We start from the raw sequence: 20958 nt of genomic DNA on the forward strand, positions 1-20958 counted from the left end.
CATCGGCACGAGGACCTCAAACCCCTATTACTGAAGCTCCTATGCCATACCAACATGAATGAAATAACCCCAATTTTGGTCCGAATTCGTTAGGCATTACCCAAACGAAAAGGATCATATACGCATGCTGGTCGAAGATGTCCAAGAGCGTATCCACCATGTCGTTCGATCCGTCGAGAACGGAACCTCCGGCGAAGTGAAGATCCACCGCCCTGGCAGGCAAAAGAAAGGCTCGTACTTCGTCCGACATGGTGGCATAGATCAGCCAAGCACATCCCCACCACGATCGCACGATCAGGCACCGGGAACCTCAGAGCCATCCTCGTTGGTTCGCGGTGGACGCCAGACAGGAATCCGCGCAAAGAGCAGACTTCCTGGCTGTGGTCGAGAGCCGAGCCAGACGGCGACGGGCATCCGTTCGAACCGCGGCCAAGCCTTCAGCAGAGTCTGGACTGTCAACCACCTTTCGCAGATGGACCGTAGCCAGGTCAGGTTTGTCCATGCGCTGGTACGTCAACGCCAGGTAGTAGTGCGTCAGCGGGCTTGTCCCACGAGGCCCGATAAGCCGTAGGACCTCCAGGAATTGCTCCTCCGCCTTCTCCTCATATCCGAGCAAGACGAACGTCAGTCCTTGAGAATAGTGCGCGAGCGGGGCGAGGACACGCTGCTCGAAGAGACGGGTCGCTTCTTCGTCAAACCTCATCCCAATGTAGTCCGTGACTAGCGGTTCCGGCGACGTGAGACCCTCTGCAGTGACTTTCCGCTCCAGCGCCAGCCGGACTTTGTCCAGGTCGGCCAGAAAGGCCTCTCGATGCTGATGCGCCACGTTCGCAAGTCCTAACTTCCCGTAAACCTGTTCCAAGTAATAGTGGAGGAACGGCAGCTCACCGTCCCGTCTGCCTGATTCCGCGAAGCGGAACGCCTCCACCGCGTCTCGGACCCTCCCTTGGCGATACAGGACGAGCCCGCGCAGAAAGGCGCCCTCCGCTTCCTGCTGTTGCGTCGCCGACAGCGCGGCCACGAGCTGCTGGGTCTCTCCGTACCGCCCCTGATTGACAGCCAGGCGCGCCAGGCTCACCCTGGCGGGTCCGAACGCCGGGTCCAGTTCGAGCGCGTGCCGCCAGGCGTTCGCCGCTGAGACCAAACTCTCACGCTGGGCATAGCTCTCCCCCAAAATCCAGGCCGCCACAGGCGATGGCGACAACTGCAAGGCCCGCGCAGCCTGCGCTTCCGCCTGATCCCAGTCCTTGTATTCAAGAGCCCGTCTTGCCACCCCGACCAGCACGGCGGCCCAGTTCTTATCAGTATCGCCCACATTCGTGAGATAGTTCCACACCCAACCCCGAGCCCGCTTCAGCGCGCGCCGATTCTCCGGAATCGTGTCGAGGTACAGGCTGCGCGGCGCAGCGAATTCGATCAGGCCGTTGTCGTCGGTATTGCGAACGCCCGCGCCAACGTAGCGGTCCACCTCCCGATCGCCCAATAGGAACGTCGCAAGCAGGGCTGACATGTCGCCCGTCCTGGTGCGTTGCAGGTCGGCCGCGACCGCGGGCTCGGCAAGACGGGTCGCCGCGGCCTGATAGTCCAGTCTCAATGGCTTGACGGCGCCAAGCAGAAGGAGATCGCCCGGAGCAGTCTGAAAGACCAGAACCGACGGAAACACGGCATGAAAGGTGCGCACGAGCGCTTGCACGTGCTCGGGCGTCAGGCCGTACAACGGCAACCATTGGGCAAAGAGGCCCTGTGGAGTCAGGTGGTCTCGTCCCAGTCGGAAGAACTCTTCGGTAAACAATTTCGCCGGGCCACTCATCCAGGGATTGGACGGCTCAGAGATAACGACATCGAAGCGGTCCAAGGTTAACCCGAGATAGGCGCGTGCGTCGGCCACGATCAGGTTGACGCGAGGATCCGCCAGCGGTTGGTGATTGAACTCATCGAAGTGGTGCGAGGCCTCCAGCACGGCTGGCTCAATCTCGACCGCGGTCACCTCTTTCACTGGATGCCGCAGCACCGAGCCGACAGTCATGCCACTGGCATAGCCGATCACCAGGACCGACTCGGCCGATGGCTTGAGCAGCAAAGGCAAATGGCCCGAGAGAATTTGGGTGGCCATGTCCGCCGAGGTGGACGCGTCCACCTTCCCATTGATCGCCAGGGCCAAGTGGCGGGTCTCGCCCAGCAATGGCTTCTCCACCACACTGACGGTGGCCGTGAGGCCGTCTTTGTAGTACAGGATCTCAGTCCCCTTGAGCATCCGAAGCGCCTCATGCGGCGAGCCATAGAGTTTCAAGAGGGCCGGCGCCTCCCTGTAGACGCCGCTGGCCATGACCAGCGGTTTCCAGGCCGGAGCCCAAGCCACTGTCGCCACCATGCCAACCGAGAGAAGACACGCGCCCGCGAGTTTGAATGTGATTCCGCACTCGGCCACAAGGAGCACCAGCACACCTGCGCCCAGGTTCGCGAGCAGCAGCAGAAGCACGGTCGAGTTGATACCGAGGCGTGGGATCAGCCACATCGCGGCGGCCACTGCACCTAGCACCGCGCCTACCGTGTTGACAGCATAGACCCGGCCCACCGACTCGCCGATTTCGTTCAGGCTGGTCCCCGTAAGTCTGACGACCAGCGGAAAGACGCCGCCGAGCGCCAGTGTCGGACCGAGCATCACGAGGAACGCGAGGCCGAACTGGCACGCCAGGAACAGCCACCACAAGTGGCCCACCCAACTGAAGATCTGGAGAAAAAGTGTCGGGAGCGAGGAAAAGGCGTATTGACTCACAAAGACCGCCACACCGGTGGCAGCTTGCACCGCCGCAAGCACCAGCAGAGGGCGTCTCAGGCGGTCCACGAACCGTGACGCCACATGACTGCCCGCAGCCAAGCCGGTGAGAAAAGTGGCCAGCATGATAGTAAACGCGTAGGTTGAGGACCCCAGCACGAGGGCGAGCACCCGAGTCCAGGCCACCTCGTAGCCCATGGCAACGAATCCCGACGTGCCTGCGGTCATCAGCGCGGCCAACAAGGGCAAGAATGTTTTCCGTCCGGGCGACGAATCTCCTCGGGCCGGCCGACTTGCCGCGCAAGCTTTCCGGCCGGATGCCTGAGCGCGTGCCACGAGTAGGGCAACCAGTCCGATCCCCAGGTTCAGTCCCACGGCGATCACGGTGGCTCGCGAAAGACCCAAGAGAGGGAGAAGCAGAAAGCCGGCCAGGGCGGCCCCTGCAACGGCACCTCCCGTGTTCACCGCGTACAGCGTTCCGGTCGTCAGCCCGATCCCCTCCGTTCTCTGGATGGTCCAACAGGCGAGGAGCGGGAAAGTGCCTCCCATGAGCATCGTTGAGATCACCAGAAGCAGCGACGCCAGGATGAACTGCACAGGATCGAGCGCAGAGACCTCCAAGTGGAAAAACCCAAAGAACCACCGGTAAAGGGAAGGTAGCCTATCGAAGAGAGAGGGGAGGAGGAGGGCGTACAGCCCGATGCCCCATTCCAGCAGCGCATACACGATGAGCAGCCATGAAGCGGGGCAAGCCCCCTGAAGCCGGTCGCTCCATCGGCCGATCAGCCAACTCCCGAGCGCCAGGCCGCCCATGAACGCGGCCTGGATCGTGCTGATGGCCACGGTCGTGGAGCCGAAGACCAGCTCCAGCCGCCGCATCCAGACCACTTCATAGATCAAGCTGCTCACCCCGGAGAGGAAGAAGCAAACCAGGATGAGGCGCCGCCAGACAGTCATCAGCCGCTTGTTTCCTCCAGAAGCCCAGGTTGGGTATCGTGAGCTCCACCAGCCTCCATCAGCAGGGTAAGAGCCCCGCCCAGCATGACGCAGCCAAAAGCGACCAGCGGCGTCGCTCCCAGGATGACTGCCTCGGGAACGAGCATGGCCAGCACGGCCAGGACGGCGAGAAGCAAGGCCGGAACCATCGGATAGCATCCCAGGAGCGCACAAAACCCGGCGAGCACCTGCCCCACACCCAGGGCGATCCGAGCTGCTGCCCCTGGTCTACGCGGGCGTCCGGTTTGTCGAGGGCGTGAAGGCATCAACCAGCGTGACCCCACAGGAGGTCGCCGCCTGATTCCATTTCCACACCTCTTGACAAGACCTCGCCGGACCCATTCGCTGATAGCTCGCTTTCTCACATCCCCACCGCTTGAGAGCTGCGGAGCACCTGGTACTCAGTCCACGTTGACAGTCCCAGCCCGTTGCGCGCGCCGTGCCACGCTCCGCCCATAGGTCGGACCTGCGAGGCCATACATCACGAGCTTGTTCACCAGCGAGGGCAGCCACGGGAGCGGTCTCAGCACATCCACGATGAGAACGACCCGGTCCGCTCGGCTCGTGTTGATCACCTCGTGCGGCCAGCTATCATCAAAGAGCACGGCCTCCCCGGCCTTCCAGACGTACTCCTGTCCGTTGACGACCAGGATGGGCGGGTTCTCCGCCGGGACTAGAAGCCCCAGATGGTACCGCAGATAGCCGAGATAGGGGCCCTCATGCAGGGGTATCGACTTGCCCGGCTCAAGCACGGAGAAAAAGGCCTGGGTCATCTCGGGAACACAATCCAAGACCCTGCAGGTCTCAGGGCACCGCGCCCGATTCGCCTCGGGCTTGTATCCTAGGATATACAGCATGAAGACCTTCCACTGTTTTTCCGGATTGATGATGCCCGAAATCGCAGCCTCACCGGGATCAATCTCGTGGTATTGCGGCATCCGCGCACGCTCGCCGAGCAAGCGTGCGCACTCATTGCGGATCGTGTGGTAATGCTGTGTGACCACATTGAGCGAGGGACAGGTCTGGTCAATATCAAAGAAGATCGGACGCTGCGCACCACCGACGTACCGCGAGAAATAACGGTTCAGCATGGCTTTAAAGGGATGATAATCCACCGATACTCCTCCCACCCTTGTTGGCCCATCCGGACATAAGTCACTATTCCTGCAAGAGGCCCGCCTCCACCAGGCACGACGCCCCCTGATAGCAGCACGATCAGGAAAGACCGCTCACGGCTGTTAGGGTCCGGTCGTTCCCGTCGCCGCGGGCTCTGACCGCCCTCACGCGCCCCCGTCCGAACAACAGGGCAATCGTCACACCCGCCAGGAGATCGGCCATGAGGTCGTACATCGTGTCGGCGAGGCCTCGCTGGGTCACCGCCAGGTCTAGCAGGATGTTGAAAAAGTCGGTTGAACGGTCTTGACCGTACGAAGATAAGTATTATCACCGTGCAAACTTTCCCTGAAGCAGGAGACAGCCCTATGCGCGGTGAGCTCAATCCTCAGCAGGCCCTGTTCAGCTCTGTCTCTCCGGAAGCGCGGGTTCCCGCGACCCATCCGTTGCGAGCCATCAAGACCCTCGCGGACCAGGTCCTGGCTTTCTTGTCGCCGACCTTCGACAAGATGTATAGCCAGATGGGGCGTCCGTCGATTCCGCCGGAGCGGCTGCTGAAGGGCGAGTTGCTGATCGCCTTGTTCTCCCTCCGGGGCCGGCGGCTCTTCTGTGAGGAGCTGGACTACAACCTCCTGTTCCGCTGGGTTCTGGACATGAGTCTGGATGAGCCTGCCTTCGATCACAGGACCTTCAGCCAGAACAGCGAGCGGCTGCTCCAGCACGACGTCGCCTGGCGCTTCTTCGAGGCCGTGGTGGGGGACGCCCAGCAAGCAGGGCTGCTGTCGGATGAGCACGTCACCGTGGATGGCACCCTGATCGAGGCCTGGGCGTCGCTGAAGAGCCTGCAACCCAAGGCCGCCGCGCCCACGGCCCCGCCCCCGGATGATCCGGGCAATCCCACCGTGGACTTCCATGGCGAGCGCCGCACCAATGCGACCCATCAGAGCACGACGGACCCGGAAGCCGCCTGGCCCGCAAAGGCGCCGGCCAGGAAGCGAAGCTCTGCTTCTCGGGCCCCATGCTCATGGAGCATCGCCACGGGCTGTGTGTGGACCTGCCGAGTGCCCCGGCCACCGGCACGGCGGAGCGGGACATGGCCCTGGTCATGCTCCGGCGCCAAGCGCGTCGTGGGATTCGCCCGCTGCAGCCGCTGGCGCCGGTCACCTGATCGCCAGAGGAGTGAAGCGGTATGGTCCGTGAGCCTCAGCCGATGAGGAGTTGGCCACCTGGCTCCATGGGGAGCAGGGGAAATCCGCCGCCGCCTCAACTGTGAGGGGGAATTGAGACCGTGCATGTCAGTTTTTCAACACCCTGCTAGACGATCAGGGAGAGCAGGAGGCCTTTGAGCACGAAACTGAGCCAGCCCGCCGCAGACCATCTCATCTCTTCCTCATCGCTTCGCACTCTCCCCTGGCATGACCCTCAGGCTCAGGGAGCGGTCCCGGCCAGGAGCGCTTGGACTTGGACCATGACTTTTGGGCTGCCCCACCGCTGGGTGCCGTAGACGGCGCCGATCAACGTGCCGTCCCGGCCGACGATCATCGTGACCGGGATGCCCCTGGCCCGATAGAGCTGGGCAACACAACGTTCGGAATCGAGCAGCACCGGAAAGCTGACCTGCAGACGTTCCTGCATCAAGAACTCCGACACCAAGGCTTTGCCAGATCGGTCGAGTGCCACAGGACCACGAGCTCCTGGGGGTTCAAGGCCCGAGCGAGCGTCTCCAGCTCCGGCATCTCCCAGATGCATTCCCGGCACCACGTGGCCCAGAAATTAATGAGGACGAGCTTTCCTCGATACGCCGCCAAGCTCACAGGTTGGCCTTGGAGGTCCGGCAGCGTAAACGTCGGGGCGAGCGGCCGGTCTTCGGCCCAAGTCAGGCGGAGGAAGGCTCCCCAGGCCAGCAGGACTCCGCCTCGTATGGTGCTCGGTCTCCGCATGCCTCGCCACTTGCGCGCACGCATAGGCCTGAGAAGCCCAGCCGTTTCTCTACCGGTGCCTTCGCCGCCACAGTAGGGCCGCCCCCAGCAACATGAGCGCCAGTCCTGCGAGCACAGGCAGCCAGGTGTCCAGGACCAAACCCGCCAGCACACCCGCCCCACCTGCGGTCAGAAGCGGCACCCCGACGCAACACAGCGTCACAAGAACCATTAGGGCGAGTCCGCCGCGGAGTTCCGGCTCTCGTTCACCATGGCCCGGCGTCCTGTTCACCGATGGCCTCCTTGTCCGGCGGGCAGGAAATGAAACGTCTGCATCACATGCCCGAACACACCGGCAAGTCGCGCGTCATGGTCTTCAGGAACGACATAGCAAACGGAATACAATCGCCCTTCACGCTCAATGAGCAGGTACCGCTCCACCACAGAGTGCTCGGTGATCTCCTGCGGGTTGAGCATCTCGCAGAGGTTAAGTGGCATGTGCCAGGTTCTGACGAGTCTCACCACGCGAGCCCGGTTCCCGCCGATCTGAGCGGAGCGGATCTCGATAACACGCGCCTGGCCGCTCTTGGCCAGATCCAACAGTTCCTGCAGTACCTGCTCCAACAACCGAGCGGCTGGGGTCTGTGCCGGCCGACACACCCTGAGCACGACGCCCAATGGCTTGGCCCCAAGGGACGGCGCGATAAAGCCCACTTCTGGCTCAGCTTCATTGAGCCGGTCGCGCACTGCCCAGCCGGCGGGATACTCGAACTCGTACTCAGCGGCTGGGGAGAAGAAGCGCGTATAGCGTTCTTCCTCCACAGGCGAACTGCTCCCTGGACCCTGCTCAACCGTGAGGGCAGAGCAAAGAAAAGGGTCTGCCAATGCGGTGAAAGCCAGCGTCAGCCCGGCACATGCCCCTACGCAAATGGTCTTTGTGGCCGTCATGGGCTCCCCCTTGGTGAGAAAGCGTCGTGGCTGGCACCAGGCTTAGCTCGACACAGCAGCCACAATCGCGTCATAGACGCCGTCCAGTTCACGAGCCATTCCGCCCAGCCCTTTGTAATTCGCGAAGATGATCGAAGGCTTGTAGTAGCTCAGCATCGCCTTGCCATCCGGCGTTTCCATCACGACCAGCCGCAGCGGGATTTCGATACCGGCCGCGTGATCGTTCTGCATGATCACCTTCCCATACCGTGGATGGAAGAACTCGATGCCGAGCATCCCCTTCGCATTCACTCCAACCATGCTAAGCATGGCCTGATGGTCGGCCGTGAAGACCACCATCATCTGCTTGGCCTCGATCGCCCGTTTGACCCGGCTCACCGTCTCGTCAAAGGGGTATGCTGAAACGACGAAGCGACGGTCCGGATACTTCATCTCCATCATCTTCGTCATCATCCCCGCACATCCGGTTGTCAGCAACACGGCGATGATAAGGGCGACGCTCGACTGCAGTCTCTGTCCTCTCCACATGGCCATCCTCCTCTTCTCCAGCCTATTTCGTGACAGTGCTGACAATGGTTTCGATTACCCCGTCCAATTCTTGGCCCAAATTGTCGAGCTTGGGATATTTGCGGAAGGTCTGGGATGGCTTCCGGTAGGTCACCATCGTTCCCATAGCGCCTTCCATCACGACAAGCCGAAGGGGCATTTCAATTCCGGCGGCATGGTCGTTCTCGTAGACTACCTTGCCGTACCGGGGGTGGAAAAACTCGATCGTCAGCATCCCCTTGGTGTCGAGCCCTACCATCTTGAGCATGGCCTGATGGTCCGCCGTGAAGACCACCATCATGTTCTGGGCCTCGATCGCTTGCTTGATCCGACTGACGGTGTCCTGGAATGAGTACTTCGACATCATCATCACCCGGTCCTTGGGCATAGCCATGCCGCTCATTTCCTGCGATCCCTGCGCTGAGGCCGGCCTCAGCACAACAGTCATGGCGATGGCGGCCAAGCCTCCCATTACAAGGAGCAGACCGGGAATTCCAGTTTTCACCATGCCTCGCATGAAAGTTCCTCCTCTTGTTTGGGTGATAGAGTGGACGGCCTCAGTATGGCGGATGTCCATGCCCTACTTCATGCCAGCCTCGGCGATCTTGGCCATGATGTCATCCAGTTGTTGGCCTAACCCCGAGAGACCTTTGTAGTCGGCCAAAACCGAAGACGGTTTCTTGTACCGGATGACGGTCTTCCCGTCGCTCCCTTCCATGATCAGGATCTTCAACGGAATCTCCATGGCCGCGTTGGGATCATTGTCGAAGATGGGGGTGCCAAGGTCTGGCCGGAAGATAAAATAAGCCTTGGCGCCCTTTCGCTCCCGACCCACCATGCGTTGCATCATCTGATAATTGGGCTCGCCGACGACGACGAGCCGGGCCCCCTTGATCGCGGCTTCGATCTTGGCAACCGCTTGGGCATACGGAACGCTTGAAACCTGCTCCACAATCACGCCGCCGGAGAATCTGACCTCCCCGGCTTCGATCCCTCCGCCCCCCCAGGAGAGAAAGCCCACAGCCAGGAGCAGTGCAGTTGCCAAGCGCATCCTTCTGCCAACTCCGCTCAGTCCACGTGTCTCGACCGTTGCGATCCTCATCTACACCCCTCCTTTCTAGCACCGCGTTCATCGCCGCCGTTCCGGGTCAAGGGCCGGAGCGGCTTGCTTCTTCCGTCGTTCGATCTCACCATCGCCGCTTCGTCCTAGCGCCGCCTCCCTTTCGAGGTTGAAGGCGGCTCTGGCTTCGCCCGCCGCCGGGGCCAGCGCCGGAGCTGGGCCTTCCGCTGCGGCCATCACAGGCTTGGCCGTGTACACGCGGCACAGAAACTCCTTGAGGTCATCCAGCAGTGTGTACGTGACCGGTACGACGATCAGGCTCAGGGCCGTGGAGCTGACCATGGCGCCGATCAGGGCCGTCGCGATCGGACGGAATCGGTCCATCCCGGTCGGCGGGGCGAACATGGGCGGAATAAAGGCGGCGGTGAAGGTAATGGCGGTCATGAGTACCGGGATCAACCGGATCGCACCGCCGTTGATGACGGCCTCCCGTCGAGAGAGGCCTTCCGCCCGCTGCTGCTCGATGATATCGATAAGATAGATGCCGGTGGCCATCACCGCCGCTGTGGCGATCGTCAATCCCCAGACCACCGGCGGGGACCAGTACATCCCACGCCAATACAGGAAATAGATGGCCCCGAACACCTCCAGCGGCGCGTCCATCAGGATCGCGATCGTCCCGACCCAGGACTGAGTCTGGAGCAGGAGCAGGAACAACAGAATCACAATCGCCAGGGCCAGGGCGGCATAGAGCCGGTACAGGTTGTCTAACATGTCGAGCATGAGTCCCTTGGGCTGGACCGTGTAGCCTTTAGGCAGCGGGATGGAGGTCTTGAGACCCATGATGACCCCGGCGGTGGCCATCTTCAGCCCGATCCCACGATACTGGCCAAGCACGCTCATGGCGTACTGGAGGTCTTCTTTGTAGACCAGATCGGTCCCGTCTTTCAGCTCCAGGACTGCAACTTCTTTCAGTGGGACTTGCCGCCCATCCGCGGTCTTCAGCATGACCTGCTCCAGGTCCTCCGGCGTCAGGCGCTGCTCCGGCTTGTACCGGATCAGGAACCGACTATGCCGATAGCCTTCTTCGGGCTTGAAGAATTCTGAGGTCATTCCACCGTTCAGCGCGTAGTAGGCCTGCATGGCGACCTGGGGCACCGCCAATCCCAGCTCCTTGGCCCGCACCCGGTCAATCTTGAGGTGGTACTGGGGCATGCTCAGGGACCAGCTCGTGAAGGGCTGGACGACGCCAGGGGTGCGCTTTGCGATCTGGAGTGCCTGGTCTCCAATCTTCGCCAGGGTCTCCAAGTCCTGGCCTCTGATCACCGCTTCGACCGGTGCCCGAGCCGTGTTCACCGGCGTGGCCCCCATTTCCATGAGCCACAGGCTGCGAATGCCAGGGATGGATTCCATCGCCTCCTGTTGCACGCCATCCAGGATCTGCCAGATGTCCCGATCGCTCAGCGTCGAGCAGGGCTGAAATAGGAGGGACAGCCCGGGGATATGGTCCGCCCAGCGGTTGTAGAACTGACAGACCCGCTCCTCCTTGTTCGTCAGCGTAATCTTGAAGAACGCCCGGTTGACCGTGCGGACACCGAAGCCGGAGAAGTAGGTGCCGAAGGCGGGCTCAAACCCGATCTGGGTGGAGACGAGTTTGACTTCAGCTTGCCGAAGCAAAATCTCTTCGATCTTGGAGACGATCTTTTCCGTTTCCTGAAATGAGGTGCCGGGCCACGCCTCCACTTCGCCGACCGCCTGCGCAGTGTCCTGCAGCGGCATTCCCTCCCAACCCAACGTCGGCCAGATCTTGTAGGCGATGTACATCGAGCTGGCGGCCAGGGCCACGACAATGACACGGTGGTCCAGCGCCAAGGCCAGCACATGCCGGTACAGCCATACGGTCCCTTCGATCAGCTTCGTGAAGGGATAAAGCAGCACGCGCAGGATTCGATCGAGCGGATTGGCCAGCCGCTCTTGATACGGCTTGTACAGGTAGGCCGCCATCATCGGGTTCAGCGTCAGGGAGAGGAAGGCCGAAAAGAACATCGCGAAAACCATCGGCCAGGTCATCCCCCGGAATCCCGTCCCCATCGTGCCCCGGAGCACCAGATTCGGGGTCAGCGCGATCATGAAGGTCAGCGCCGAGAGGATATTGGCCAGGAGAATTTCCTGAGAGCCGTCGATGGCCGCCTCTTTGGGCGTCTTGCCGAACTTCAAATGTCGATTGATCACCTCGATCAACACGACCGAGTCGTCCACCAGCCGCCCGATGACGAACGTGATGCCCATGAGGGTGGGTGTATTGATCGTCTGGCCGGCGAGCGGAAAGAACATGAAGCTCGCCGCGACCGCAGCCGGCAGCGTCACCAGCACGATGAAGGTGGGCGTGATCGTCTGGATAAAGATCAGCACCACGATGCCGGTCATAATGAAAGCCAGCATCATCTCTTGCCAGGCATTGTCGATGATCGTCTCGAGGAACGCCTTCCGGTTGTACGCCACCTCGTATTTGAGGCCGGGAAACTCCTTGACGAACTCGTCCATCAGACCCGGTTGTCGATCAGTGGCCAAGCCCAGGAATGCCTTGAGCGATTTCACCCATCCCGTGTCTTCCGAGCCAATGATTCGCTCGATCACGGTGTAGTCGCTGGCCTCGGGCTGCTTGACGATCTGAATGAGCAGGCCAGGCTTCCCATTGAAGTGATAGGCGCTCGTGACCTCCGCAAAGGTGTCTTTCACCTCCGCGACATCCCGCAGATACACCACGCGGTCTCCGACCGTGACGATCGGGATATCGTTCAGCTCGAGCGGGTTCCGAAAGCGCTCATCGGCGCGCACGAGGATGTCCGCCTCAGGATTGCGCAACTTGCCAGCCGCACGACTGATATGCTGCTGCTCGAGAGCCGTCTTGATGTCCATGAGCCCGAACGGATAGGCGGCGAGCTTATCCCGGTCCACTTCCACCAAGATCAGCCGTCGCTTGCCTCCATAGGGAATCGCCGATTGGACACCCGGGATTGCTTCCAGTCGGTCCCGCAGGGTGTTCTCGACGAACTCGCGCAAGCGGACCTCGTCATACCCTTCCCGGGAAATGTTGAGGTCCAAGATCGGAACGTTGTCGTTGGCGACGTGGACGACCCAGGGGTTGGTCGTGTTGTCCTTGTCGATGGGTAGCTCGTTGAGCATGTTCGACAGCAGGGTCTGCACCTCGACCTTGTGCTTGTTCATATCGGAGTAGTACTCGAACCCGACGATGATCTCGGTGCGCCCCTCCTGAGAATTGGATCGGATGAACGTCACTTCATCGAGCACCGTCATCTTCTGTTCGATGGGCCGGGCAAAGTAGGCTTCCATATCCTCAGCGGCCACACCAGGATAGTTGATGATAATGCCGACGGTGGGGTTCTCGAGGTAGGGCTGGAGTTCCCGAACGGTCTTGCCGTAGGTGTACACCCCGCCCACAACCATCAGCAGGATCACCGGGATCATGAGCATCGGCTTTTCGACCGCGAGAATCGGGAGCTTGCGCAGCCATGGCATGCTCCGATACTCGACCGGTTTGCCGTCGTAAGAACGATAGACGTGATTCATCGGTGTTCCTGCTGAGCCCCCGTGTCAGCCGTCAGAGGCCGGCTACGACCCGCACCTCCTGAAAATCGGTGAGTCCCCGGTTGCCCTTGATGATCACCAGCTCGCCTTCCTTCACTCCATCCAGCACTTCCACCAGATCCTTGGCCGCAAGGCCGAGCGTTGCGGGCCGTTTCATGGCGACCACGCTGTCGGTGACGAACACCGCCGCCTGGCCATCCACCTGCAGGACCGCCTGTCGGGGGATCAGGATGGCATCCGATTTCTTCTCCAGCACGAGATCGACGACCGCATACATCCCGGCCCGGATCGCCCGATCCGAGTTGTTGACCACCAACTCCGCCGTCGTCGTGCGGGTGGTCGGATCCAGCGGGGGAAAGACCTCCGACACAGTGGCAGGAAGGGTCTTGTCCCCGAGCGCCGGGAACCGAACGACCGCCTCGGTTCCTTCTCCGGGCGGCCCCCCTTTCAGATGCGGCGCATCTTTCTCCGCCACCTTGACCTGGATGCGCATGCGACTGACGTCCGCAAGCTTCAAAACGGGGGTGCCCGGATTCACTAACTGGCCCGGGCGGTCCAACAAGAGCCGTTCGGTCACCACGCCATCGATCGGCGAGGTGATCTCGGTGTAGCTCAGGAGGGTCTCGATGTTCTCGACCTGGGCCTTGGCCTCGTCGAACAGCATCTTGGTTCGGTCGGCCTCGGATTGCGGGATCGCTTTCTCCCGGACCAACCGGGTGTCCCGCTGGAATTCCTGCTCCAGAAACACCAGATGGGCTCGGCGCTCCGCCAACTGGGTCCGCAACTCGCGCGTATCCAAGCGAACGAGCACCTGTCCTTGCTTAACCCGGTCGCCCACATCCACCAAGATCTGCTCAAGCCAGCCAGTTGTTCGCGGAGAGACGGTAACCTCGAACCACGGCCGGACCGTGCCGGTATAGGTGACGGTCGCCTTGATGTCGCCCTTTTGGGCCGGGACGACCGTCACCGCTACCGGCCCGGCAATCGGGCTCATCGTCATCTCGATGCGTGGGGCGCTCAAATACGCCGCAATCGAGGTCGCACCGTAATAGATGACGAGGAGCAGAAGGCCGGTCACGACCCACTTACGCAGTCTGATCCACCAGCCCCGGGTCTCCAGTGAGCGCACGATCTTCAGACTGTCCTCAACCCTATGCGCGATTCCCTGAGCCATCTTCCGTTCCTTCAGTTCGGCGTCTCCATCACCCCGACCGCTTTGGCCAGCGCGACGCGAGCGGTATTGGCATCGGCCAGGGCAGCGGCGTAGCTTTGCTCGGCCTGCAGCATGGCCGCTTGGGCATCGAGCAGGTTCTCGATGACCCCTTTGCCTACCTCAACTTTCAATTGTTCAACCCGAAGCACCTCTTGAGCCTCCGCCCGTGCCGCTTCCGCGACAGTGATCCGTTTTTCGGCCTCGACGATACGCAGGTAGGTGCTCTGCACCGACTGGGTCACCTCCAGCTTCAGTTGGGCGAGCTCCTCCTGGAGCTGCAGCAGCCGCGCCCGCTCCTGGGTCACCTTGGCCCGGATGGTTCCCCCGGCGAAGAGCGGCACCGAGAGGCTGATGCCCCCGAACTGCTGGTCGAACAGTTTCGATTCCTCGCCCATCACGCCGCGGGCCATGCCGTTGAACGCGACCTGGGGCAGTGCCTCTGCCAAGGCGATTTGGATCCTCTTCTCCTGGATCTCCACCTCCTTCTGCTTGGCCTGCAAGTCGGGTCGGCGCGCCATAGCGTCTTCCACACTCTTCGAGAGATCCAATGGAACGGCCTGGTAGGCCAGGCGTTCCTCGATTCGTGGCGGAGGCGCCACCGCGTCGTCTCCGAGCAGCGTGTTCAGTGCCCCATAGGCGAGGGCGAGGGCATTGTTCGCCCGAATCAATTCCTGGCGGACGGCCGCGAGCCGCGTGTTGATCTTGAAGACATCGGCCGGGGTGGCTTTGTCGGCCTTCAGGCGCGCCTCCACGACGCGCTTGGATTCCTCCAGGCGCTCGACCGATTTCTCCGTGGCCTTGATGAACTCCTTGATTTGCAGAATCGTGTAATAGGTGCTCGAGACATTGAAGATGAGATCGTCTCGCGTCTGAGCCAGCCGATCGGCGGCCAATCGCTCGGCGATTTCCTCTAATCGGATCTGGTTCGTGAGGCGTCCGCCGGTATAAATCGGGATCGTCAGTGTGCCGCCGAAGCTGAACAGGTTGCGGTTGAACGCGGCCACGCCGGGTGATTGCTGGACCAGTCTGGCTTGGTCGATCACCAGGCTCTGCATGGGGAGCTTGTTATTGAGTGGCCCCCACGTGAAGTCTTCCGAGCGGAACTCCAACCGGCCGTACTGCTGCCCTTTCGCCGCATCGATCCCTTTGGCGGCGACCTGAAGACCGTGCCGCGCCGCTGCGATGCGGGGATTCCGCTCAAGGGCAAGGCGGATCAAGTCACGCAAGGTCGCAGGTTGCCCGAGCGCCTTGGCAGCTTCCACTTGGCGAACCGGTTCGGCAGCCTGGACGCCCGGCGGTAGGAGAACGGCCACCATCAAACACAGTATGATCGAAACTCGCCGGTGTCTCAGCCTGTCATCCATCGGCCTGCCTCCTTGTTCGCTTTGGCCTCAGGCGCTCGGCTTGTTGTGATTCACCGAGCAACTCGACTCCGAACCTGATCGGCACGGCAAAGTTCGCGCCGCCGAATCGCCGGAGGATCATGTAGTTGATCCCGATGACTTCCCCTCGCAGATTGAACACCGGGCCTCCGCTGCCGCCGAAGGTGGTTTGGGCATCGTAGATGAGCCGATCCGCCAGCACATCGCCAACATGTCCCTGGGTGGCCAACGGGCGGATCAGCCCGCGAGCCGCTAGCTCTTGTGCTAGCCGATCGAGGTCCTCGCCAGCCATGCGCACGATGTCCGCACTCGTTTTCTCATCGGCTCGGGCCAGCAGAGCATCGAAGCCGGTCGGATAGCCCAGCAGGAGCATCGGTTCGCCGATCGTGACGGGGCGATCGCTGGGAGCCAGCGGCAACGCCGACAGCGTGAGCGGACCTGGATCGAATTGCAGCAGCGCCACATCGGCTCGTTCGGAGACGTTCCTCGTTGAGACCTCGACAGGCGCGCTCACCCCGGGGAAGAAAGCCTTGAGCGTGAGCAGTCGCGGTTCGACCCCCATCCCAACCAGCTCCTGGGCCGCAGGACTGGTCTCCCACATCCGCGCCACATGTCGGTTCGTCAACAGGAGCCCACGTGCGTCGACGACGAACGCGGTCCCCGTGAAATGAACAATCACGGGCGGCTTCCCTTCTTCGAGGGTGTAGAGGGGATGTCCGTCCGCGTCGCGAAGCGGCTCCCCCGATGCGTTCACTCCCTGGTAGCGCAGCGGCCGACCGGTGCGCGTCTCAACAAATCCGTAGGTGCCTAGCAGGAACGCGACCCCACGAGCAAAGGTCTTGCTGATCCGCTCACTAGCAACCCGCTCGATTTCAAGTGCCTGGAGCCGTTGTCTCAGCGTCGCGACTTCAGCCTGAGCTCCCTTTCCTTCTTGCTTTCGCTTGAGCGCTGCCGCGAGCGCCTCCAACTGCCTTGTTTGCTCCGCATGAAATTCGGTTGCCTTCTTGCGAGCTTCCTCCACCTGTTTCGCCAGACTCACCTGGGAGACCCGGCCGGTTTCAATCTGGCTCAGGAGTGCACCAATCTGTTGCTCGTAGGCCTGCCGGGTGGCGTACTGGGAATAGAGCAGTCCCCCGAGCAGCACAACCGGGAGCAGCAGCACCGCACCCGCGATGACTCGAACCGGCACGCTGGCATGAAAGGCGAGGTCACTCAGCAGATGGCGGAAGAACAATGCGGTGCTAATCAGCCAGCCACGCCGGCTGGCCGCGGCGATATCCCGACAATCACACAGAATGTCCCGAAACGGCTTGCATTGGGCATATTGCTCAGGCCTGATCCGGACCCTGAGCTGTGGCCCGCCTTGCCCGAAGGTAATCAGATCCCCGTCCTGCAAGATGACCTCTGCCACGCACTGATGGTTGACAAAGGTCCCGCCCTGGCTCCCCTTGTCACGCAGGACTAACTCGCAGTTCTCGATGGACAACTCGGCATGCCACGGAGAGACGGCGGGATCACGCACGGGGTCGAACACGAGGTCGTTGACTGGATCTGTGCCTATCGCCAGCCGGTCCACCTCGAACTCATGCGTCTCGCCCCGCCGGCTGCCGGACAGATGGACCAACGCAAACCGCATCCGGCCCTGCTCGCTTGCGTGCGCTTCTCGGACTTCTGGCATTACCGCGACCATTCCAGGCATCTCCAGCCTTGGCTGATCCCCATCCATTCAAATGGCGTCCCACACGCACTGTGTGTCCCGGAACCGCCCGGAGCCCGCGCCTACCTGAACAGACGTTTGAGCCCACCGTCCGAGTGCTCAGCCTCCTCCGCCGGCAGCGAGCCATTCGGGATCACTGTCGCGCGGAATGGAATGAGGGGACTGGCCCTTTCCACTGCCCGGATAAGCTGCTCAGCGGTGACGTGGCCTGGCTCCACCGTCACGATCGCTCCCCCCCGGGCGTAACTTACCTCCACACCCTTGACCCCCGGCACGCCAACCAACGCCCGGCGGATGTACCGCGCGCAGCTCCCGCAGGTCCACCCCTCGATCTTCAGCGTAATCACCTCTTCTCCTGCTCGTGTCCCTGCGGAGGGAACCTCTTGGAGTGTGGCCAGGGCCCAGCCAGCTCCCCACAGCACCAGGGCGGTCCCCCACACCCCCGTCACGAGCGTTTTCATGGCGTCACCTCCCATGAATAGGGCCTCTGTCAACAGGGAATACGAGGCCCTGACGTTGTCAAAGATGGACCGCTAACCTCCCATGCGGGCTCGATCGCCCAACCTTCCGGCGCAAAGACAGCCCCCCAATCTCCAACACGAGGTCGTGTCCTCAAGGGACATGCGGGCTCACTGTCTGTGCCTGTCCATCCGGGCGAGACAACCTGGCCCGACTGTCAGTCGCCCGCTACGCGCTGGCTGGCTGGAGCCGGCGCGGATCATAGGGCTGGCACAACTTCAGCACGCCGTAGGCGGTCGTGAGCAGCTTGCGCGCCAGGGCCACCACGGCGATCTTCTTCCCCCGTCGCTTCGCAATCCGCGCGTAGAACTGTTGGAGCGGCTTGGCCCCTGGCTCTTCATCCGCAACACCGTATGGGCACACTGCAGCAGCACCCGGCGCACCTCCAACCGGCCGTCGCGATTGATCCGCCCGAGTTGGCGGACGGCCCCACTCTGATAGATGGTGGGAGCGAGGGCACCGTAGTTCGCCACGGCCTTCTGGTCGTCAAACCGCTGGGCCGCATCCACCGCGCTCACCACCACCCGGGCTCCCAGTGGCCCGATGGCCGGAATGCTTTCCAGGAGGAGACAGCGGGGATCCTCAATCGCCCGCAGCCGGACCGTCAGCCGCTGCTCGGCCGCCAGCAACGCCTCGATGCTGGTCATGAACGTCTCAAGGATCAGCTGCAGCGGGGGGCTCACCGGCAGCCGCGCCAGCTGCGCCCGCCAGGCGGTGCCCGCAAAGCACTGCTCGGGCAGCCGATGCCCTTCTTGGTACACGTAGCCCCGGATCGTCTTGAGCAGCGCGATTCGCTTGCTCTGCACTTGCTGCCGGGCACTGACCACCTCCCGCAGCTCCCGCACCGGCCCCTCCACCACATGGACGGCGCGGGGCAGCAGCCCCGCCCGGGCCAACTCCGCCAGCTTCTTGGCATCCACTCGATCCGTCTTGCCCCGACTCTCGGTGATCCACTTCACCTCATTGGGATGGACAACAGGCACCTGGACATCCTCCAGCTTCTTCAAGGTCTCGGCAATCCACTTCATCTGATTGCCCGCTTCGACGGCGACGAGCTTGGCCCCGGGGCCCACCTGCCGCAGCAGGGCCCGCAGGCCCACCCGAGAGGCGGGCTGCTCTCCCTCGAACACGCGCTGCTTCCGTTCAGTGACCGCATAGGCCACCAGCCTCTTGCCACTGACATCCAAGCCGACGGACAACATCTGCGACCCCCTTGTATCATGAGCTGTACTAGCTATGATGCGGCAGCTCAACGAATTGGGACGTGATAGACCGATGCCCCCCCGGTCCTTTGAGACCGAACGAAAGCCTGGCTCGTCACGTCCTTCCTCCCCGGAGCTCGTACGGTTGCCTGGGCCGAGAGCCCGCATCTTGCAAGGCCGAGCCTGGACAGGAGGGTTGGTACAAGGAGATGGGAGATGGAGACTGGTGCTCTGTACGTTGGCATTGATGTGGCGAAGGCGCAGCTGGATGTGGCGCACCGCCCGTCGGGTGAACGCCAAGTGGTTCCCCATACAGAGGCGGGAATCGCCAGGCTGGTGGAGCGGCTGACCGCGCTGAGGCCCGTCTGCATCGTCCTGGAGGCGACCGGCGGCCTGCAGGGTCCCTTGGCAAGTGCCCTGGCGGTCGCAGGACTGCCGGTCTCGGTCGTGAACCCACGGCAGGTCCGGGATTTTGCCAAAGCCACGGGTCAGCTGGCGAAGACCGACGCCATTGATGCCCAGGTCTTGGCCCGGTTCGCCGAAGCCGTGCGCCCGGCGGCCCGCCCGTTGCCCCACGAAGCCGCGCAGGTCTTGGGGGCCCTGTTGACGCGGCACCGACAACTGATTGAGATGCGCGTCGCCGAACGAAACCGCCAGCGCGGGACGGCCCCCCGCGGGATTGCACGACAAATCCAGGCGCACCTGCAATGGTTGGAGCGGCAGCTGGTGGCTCTCGACAAGGACTTGACGGCTCACATCCAGTCGACACCCCTCTGGCGGGAGCGTGAAGACCTGCTGCGCAGCGTGCCGGGCGTCGGGCCCGTCCTCAGCCGGACACTGCTGGCCGCTCTGCCTGAGCTGGGCACGTTGAGCCACAAGCAGATCGCCGCGCTGGTCGGCGTGGCACCGCTGAACCGCGACAGCGGCACCCTGCGAGGCCGCCGGACCACCTGGGGCGGGCGAACCGTCGTCCGGGCTGCCCTGTATATGGGCGCGTTGGTCGCCATGAAATGCAACCCGACTATCGCAGCCTTCTATCAGCGACTGCGGGCCGCCGGGAAACCGCCCAAAGTCGCTCTGGTCGCTTCCATGCGAAAGCTGCTGATGATTCTGAATGCGATCGTTAAACATCAGACACCCTGGCGACTCTCAACAGAAGGGACTTGACCATCAAGACGGTTGCTTTCGTTGGTGGTGGTTGCTCACCCCTGACAGTCGGGCCTTCATACCTCGACTGTCGACCAACGTAAAGGGGGCCCTATTCATAGAATCTCCTTTCCGTGCTAGGAGCTGGTGCCAGAGTTGCCTACAACCCATCTCACTCCCTACCGCAGCGTTGTTGCGAAATTCGAAACAGGCGTGCCCTGGAGCGACCCCTGGGATCAGGTGGCTTCCGCCTGTTGTTCAGAATCACGGGATCAAGAATTTCGCCGCAGAGGAGACACCGGCGTCCGTAGAAGCCGATCGCTCCGTCCAGGACATGGCAGAACTCCTCGGTCACCATGAGGCCTCCGCACCGGACGCAGACCATGCTCGCTCACCTCCGGCTCTCAGCTTGAAACAGAGCCTTTCCCACCTTGCAGATACACCGCCTAAGGCCATCGCAACAAATCCGGGTCGAGTCTCTCCGCGTCGAACGCAACCTCGCCGGGCTTCCCGGGTAATGCGAGCAGGACACGGCCTTTCTCCCGGACGACGCGTGCCAGCGCGGAGCAGAGAAGGCTGCTCGCAAACCAATGGATCCCCTCGATTCCGTTCAAGTCCAGCACCAGCGGATAGACTCCAGGCTCGGTGGCTTCCAACCGTCTGAGCAGCTCCCAGACGGAACTCGGATCCAACCTGCCTTCGAGCACGAGCCTGAGCCGCCCCTGCTCCGTCCTGCAGGTGATCCGCAGGCGGTCTGGCTCCTGGCGGTTCAAGGGTTGTTCTCCTCTTGCATTAGCCGCGATGACCCGCTC

General features: G+C 62.2%; 19 protein-coding genes. 2 read left to right on the forward strand and 17 right to left on the reverse strand.

Translation table 11 applies throughout. The annotated features are described in order from the left end of the window. Positions 1 to 310 precede the first annotated feature (310 nt). The 4 genes from ACWHYQ_RS00470 to ACWHYQ_RS00485 form a co-directional block, all read right to left on the reverse strand. On the reverse strand, positions 311 to 3733 hold the full coding sequence (locus ACWHYQ_RS00470) for a fused MFS/spermidine synthase (RefSeq protein ID WP_447973838.1): 3423 nt from the start codon (positions 3731 to 3733) through the stop codon (positions 311 to 313). After that, positions 3733 to 3921 carry a hypothetical protein gene (locus ACWHYQ_RS00475; RefSeq protein ID WP_447973839.1) on the reverse strand — a complete coding sequence of 63 codons (189 nt, stop codon included), beginning with the start codon at positions 3919 to 3921 and terminating at the stop codon, positions 3733 to 3735. Before ACWHYQ_RS00475 ends, ACWHYQ_RS00470 begins: the two co-directional genes overlap by 1 nt. Before the next feature lie 252 nt (positions 3922 to 4173). Continuing rightward, positions 4174 to 4887, reverse strand: a complete 714-nt coding sequence (locus ACWHYQ_RS00480; RefSeq protein ID WP_447973840.1) for an aspartyl/asparaginyl beta-hydroxylase domain-containing protein — start codon at positions 4885 to 4887, stop codon at positions 4174 to 4176. Positions 4888 to 4987: 100 nt separating this feature from the next. After that, positions 4988 to 5149 (reverse strand): hypothetical protein, encoded by a 162-nt coding sequence (locus tag ACWHYQ_RS00485; RefSeq protein ID WP_447973841.1) that lies wholly within the window; start codon positions 5147 to 5149, stop codon positions 4988 to 4990. Between the two features lie 104 nt (positions 5150 to 5253). Between ACWHYQ_RS00485 and ACWHYQ_RS00490 the strand changes: the two genes are divergently transcribed. Then, on the forward strand, positions 5254 to 6099 hold the full coding sequence (locus ACWHYQ_RS00490; protein ID WP_447973842.1) for a transposase: 846 nt from the start codon (positions 5254 to 5256) through the stop codon (positions 6097 to 6099). A gap of 214 nt (positions 6100 to 6313) precedes the next feature. On the opposite strand, the gene ACWHYQ_RS00495 is transcribed toward ACWHYQ_RS00490, so the two are convergent. The 12 genes from ACWHYQ_RS00495 to ACWHYQ_RS00550 form a co-directional block, all read right to left on the reverse strand. After that, entirely contained in the window at positions 6314 to 6520 is a 207-nt protein-coding gene (locus ACWHYQ_RS00495) for a peroxiredoxin family protein (RefSeq protein WP_447973843.1), read from the reverse strand. After that, a complete protein-coding gene (locus ACWHYQ_RS00500; RefSeq protein ID WP_447973844.1) occupies positions 6520 to 6825 on the reverse strand; it encodes a peroxiredoxin family protein in 306 nt (101 codons plus the stop codon). The genes ACWHYQ_RS00495 and ACWHYQ_RS00500 overlap by 1 nt, the downstream gene beginning before the upstream one ends. A gap of 267 nt (positions 6826 to 7092) precedes the next feature. Beyond that, positions 7093 to 7626 carry a hypothetical protein gene (locus ACWHYQ_RS00505; RefSeq protein ID WP_447973845.1) on the reverse strand — a complete coding sequence of 178 codons (534 nt, stop codon included), beginning with the start codon at positions 7624 to 7626 and terminating at the stop codon, positions 7093 to 7095. A 168-nt stretch (positions 7627 to 7794) separates the two neighbouring features. Beyond that, on the reverse strand, positions 7795 to 8280 hold the full coding sequence (locus ACWHYQ_RS00510) for a DUF302 domain-containing protein (RefSeq protein ID WP_447973846.1): 486 nt from the start codon (positions 8278 to 8280) through the stop codon (positions 7795 to 7797). Positions 8281 to 8302: 22 nt separating this feature from the next. After that, the gene (locus ACWHYQ_RS00515; protein ID WP_447973847.1) at positions 8303 to 8815 is read right to left on the reverse strand and encodes a DUF302 domain-containing protein; all 513 of its coding nucleotides are present in this window, start codon (positions 8813 to 8815) and stop codon (positions 8303 to 8305) included. 63 nt (positions 8816 to 8878) lie between these two features. After that, positions 8879 to 9343, reverse strand: coding sequence for a DUF302 domain-containing protein (locus tag ACWHYQ_RS00520; RefSeq protein WP_447973848.1), 465 nt, complete (start codon positions 9341 to 9343; stop codon positions 8879 to 8881). Positions 9344 to 9427: 84 nt separating this feature from the next. Further along, on the reverse strand, positions 9428 to 12949 hold the full coding sequence (locus tag ACWHYQ_RS00525; RefSeq protein ID WP_447973849.1) for an efflux RND transporter permease subunit: 3522 nt from the start codon (positions 12947 to 12949) through the stop codon (positions 9428 to 9430). A gap of 31 nt (positions 12950 to 12980) precedes the next feature. After that, positions 12981 to 14141 (reverse strand): efflux RND transporter periplasmic adaptor subunit, encoded by a 1161-nt coding sequence (locus tag ACWHYQ_RS00530; RefSeq protein WP_447973850.1) that lies wholly within the window; start codon positions 14139 to 14141, stop codon positions 12981 to 12983. Positions 14142 to 14152: 11 nt separating this feature from the next. Then, positions 14153 to 15442, reverse strand: coding sequence for a TolC family protein (locus tag ACWHYQ_RS00535; RefSeq protein WP_447973851.1), 1290 nt, complete (start codon positions 15440 to 15442; stop codon positions 14153 to 14155). Between the two features lie 94 nt (positions 15443 to 15536). Beyond that, a complete protein-coding gene (locus ACWHYQ_RS00540; protein WP_447973852.1) occupies positions 15537 to 17198 on the reverse strand; it encodes a trypsin-like peptidase domain-containing protein in 1662 nt (553 codons plus the stop codon). 143 nt (positions 17199 to 17341) lie between these two features. Continuing rightward, entirely contained in the window at positions 17342 to 17740 is a 399-nt protein-coding gene (locus tag ACWHYQ_RS00545; RefSeq protein WP_447973853.1) for a heavy-metal-associated domain-containing protein, read from the reverse strand. 276 nt (positions 17741 to 18016) lie between these two features. Then, positions 18017 to 19000 carry an IS110 family transposase gene (locus tag ACWHYQ_RS00550; protein WP_447973854.1) on the reverse strand — a complete coding sequence of 328 codons (984 nt, stop codon included), beginning with the start codon at positions 18998 to 19000 and terminating at the stop codon, positions 18017 to 18019. A 216-nt stretch (positions 19001 to 19216) separates the two neighbouring features. On the opposite strand from ACWHYQ_RS00550, the gene ACWHYQ_RS00555 reads away from it, so the two are divergent. Then, positions 19217 to 20167 (forward strand): IS110 family transposase, encoded by a 951-nt coding sequence (locus ACWHYQ_RS00555; protein WP_447973855.1) that lies wholly within the window; start codon positions 19217 to 19219, stop codon positions 20165 to 20167. 425 nt (positions 20168 to 20592) lie between these two features. Here the strand turns inward: ACWHYQ_RS00555 and ACWHYQ_RS00560 are convergent, their stop codons facing one another. Then, complete coding sequence (locus ACWHYQ_RS00560) at positions 20593 to 20919, reverse strand: hypothetical protein (RefSeq protein ID WP_447973856.1); 327 nt, start codon at positions 20917 to 20919, stop codon at positions 20593 to 20595. Between the last annotated feature and the right edge of the window lie 39 nt (positions 20920 to 20958).

Source organism: Nitrospira sp. Kam-Ns4a, assembly GCF_965152595.1.

What these genes read in the sequence shown, in the direction of transcription:
- ACWHYQ_RS00540 (WP_447973852.1), bottom strand. Translation starts at nt 17,198, where the DNA reads ATGCGGTTTGCGTTGGTCCATCTGTCCGGCAGCCGGCGGGGCGAGACG.
- ACWHYQ_RS00555 (WP_447973855.1), top strand. Translation starts at nt 19,217, where the DNA reads ATGGAGACTGGTGCTCTGTACGTTGGCATTGATGTGGCGAAGGCGCAG.
- ACWHYQ_RS00525 (WP_447973849.1), bottom strand. Translation starts at nt 12,949, where the DNA reads ATGAATCACGTCTATCGTTCTTACGACGGCAAACCGGTCGAGTATCGG.
- ACWHYQ_RS00490 (WP_447973842.1), top strand. Translation starts at nt 5,254, where the DNA reads ATGCGCGGTGAGCTCAATCCTCAGCAGGCCCTGTTCAGCTCTGTCTCT.
- ACWHYQ_RS00475 (WP_447973839.1), bottom strand. Translation starts at nt 3,921, where the DNA reads ATGGTTCCGGCCTTGCTTCTCGCCGTCCTGGCCGTGCTGGCCATGCTC.
- ACWHYQ_RS00515 (WP_447973847.1), bottom strand. Translation starts at nt 8,815, where the DNA reads ATGCGAGGCATGGTGAAAACTGGAATTCCCGGTCTGCTCCTTGTAATG.
- ACWHYQ_RS00495 (WP_447973843.1), bottom strand. Translation starts at nt 6,520, where the DNA reads ATGCAGGAACGTCTGCAGGTCAGCTTTCCGGTGCTGCTCGATTCCGAA.
- ACWHYQ_RS00470 (WP_447973838.1), bottom strand. Translation starts at nt 3,733, where the DNA reads ATGACTGTCTGGCGGCGCCTCATCCTGGTTTGCTTCTTCCTCTCCGGG.
- ACWHYQ_RS00500 (WP_447973844.1), bottom strand. Translation starts at nt 6,825, where the DNA reads ATGCGGAGACCGAGCACCATACGAGGCGGAGTCCTGCTGGCCTGGGGA.
- ACWHYQ_RS00550 (WP_447973854.1), bottom strand. Translation starts at nt 19,000, where the DNA reads ATGTTGTCCGTCGGCTTGGATGTCAGTGGCAAGAGGCTGGTGGCCTAT.
- ACWHYQ_RS00545 (WP_447973853.1), bottom strand. Translation starts at nt 17,740, where the DNA reads ATGAAAACGCTCGTGACGGGGGTGTGGGGGACCGCCCTGGTGCTGTGG.
- ACWHYQ_RS00530 (WP_447973850.1), bottom strand. Translation starts at nt 14,141, where the DNA reads ATGGCTCAGGGAATCGCGCATAGGGTTGAGGACAGTCTGAAGATCGTG.
- ACWHYQ_RS00510 (WP_447973846.1), bottom strand. Translation starts at nt 8,280, where the DNA reads ATGTGGAGAGGACAGAGACTGCAGTCGAGCGTCGCCCTTATCATCGCC.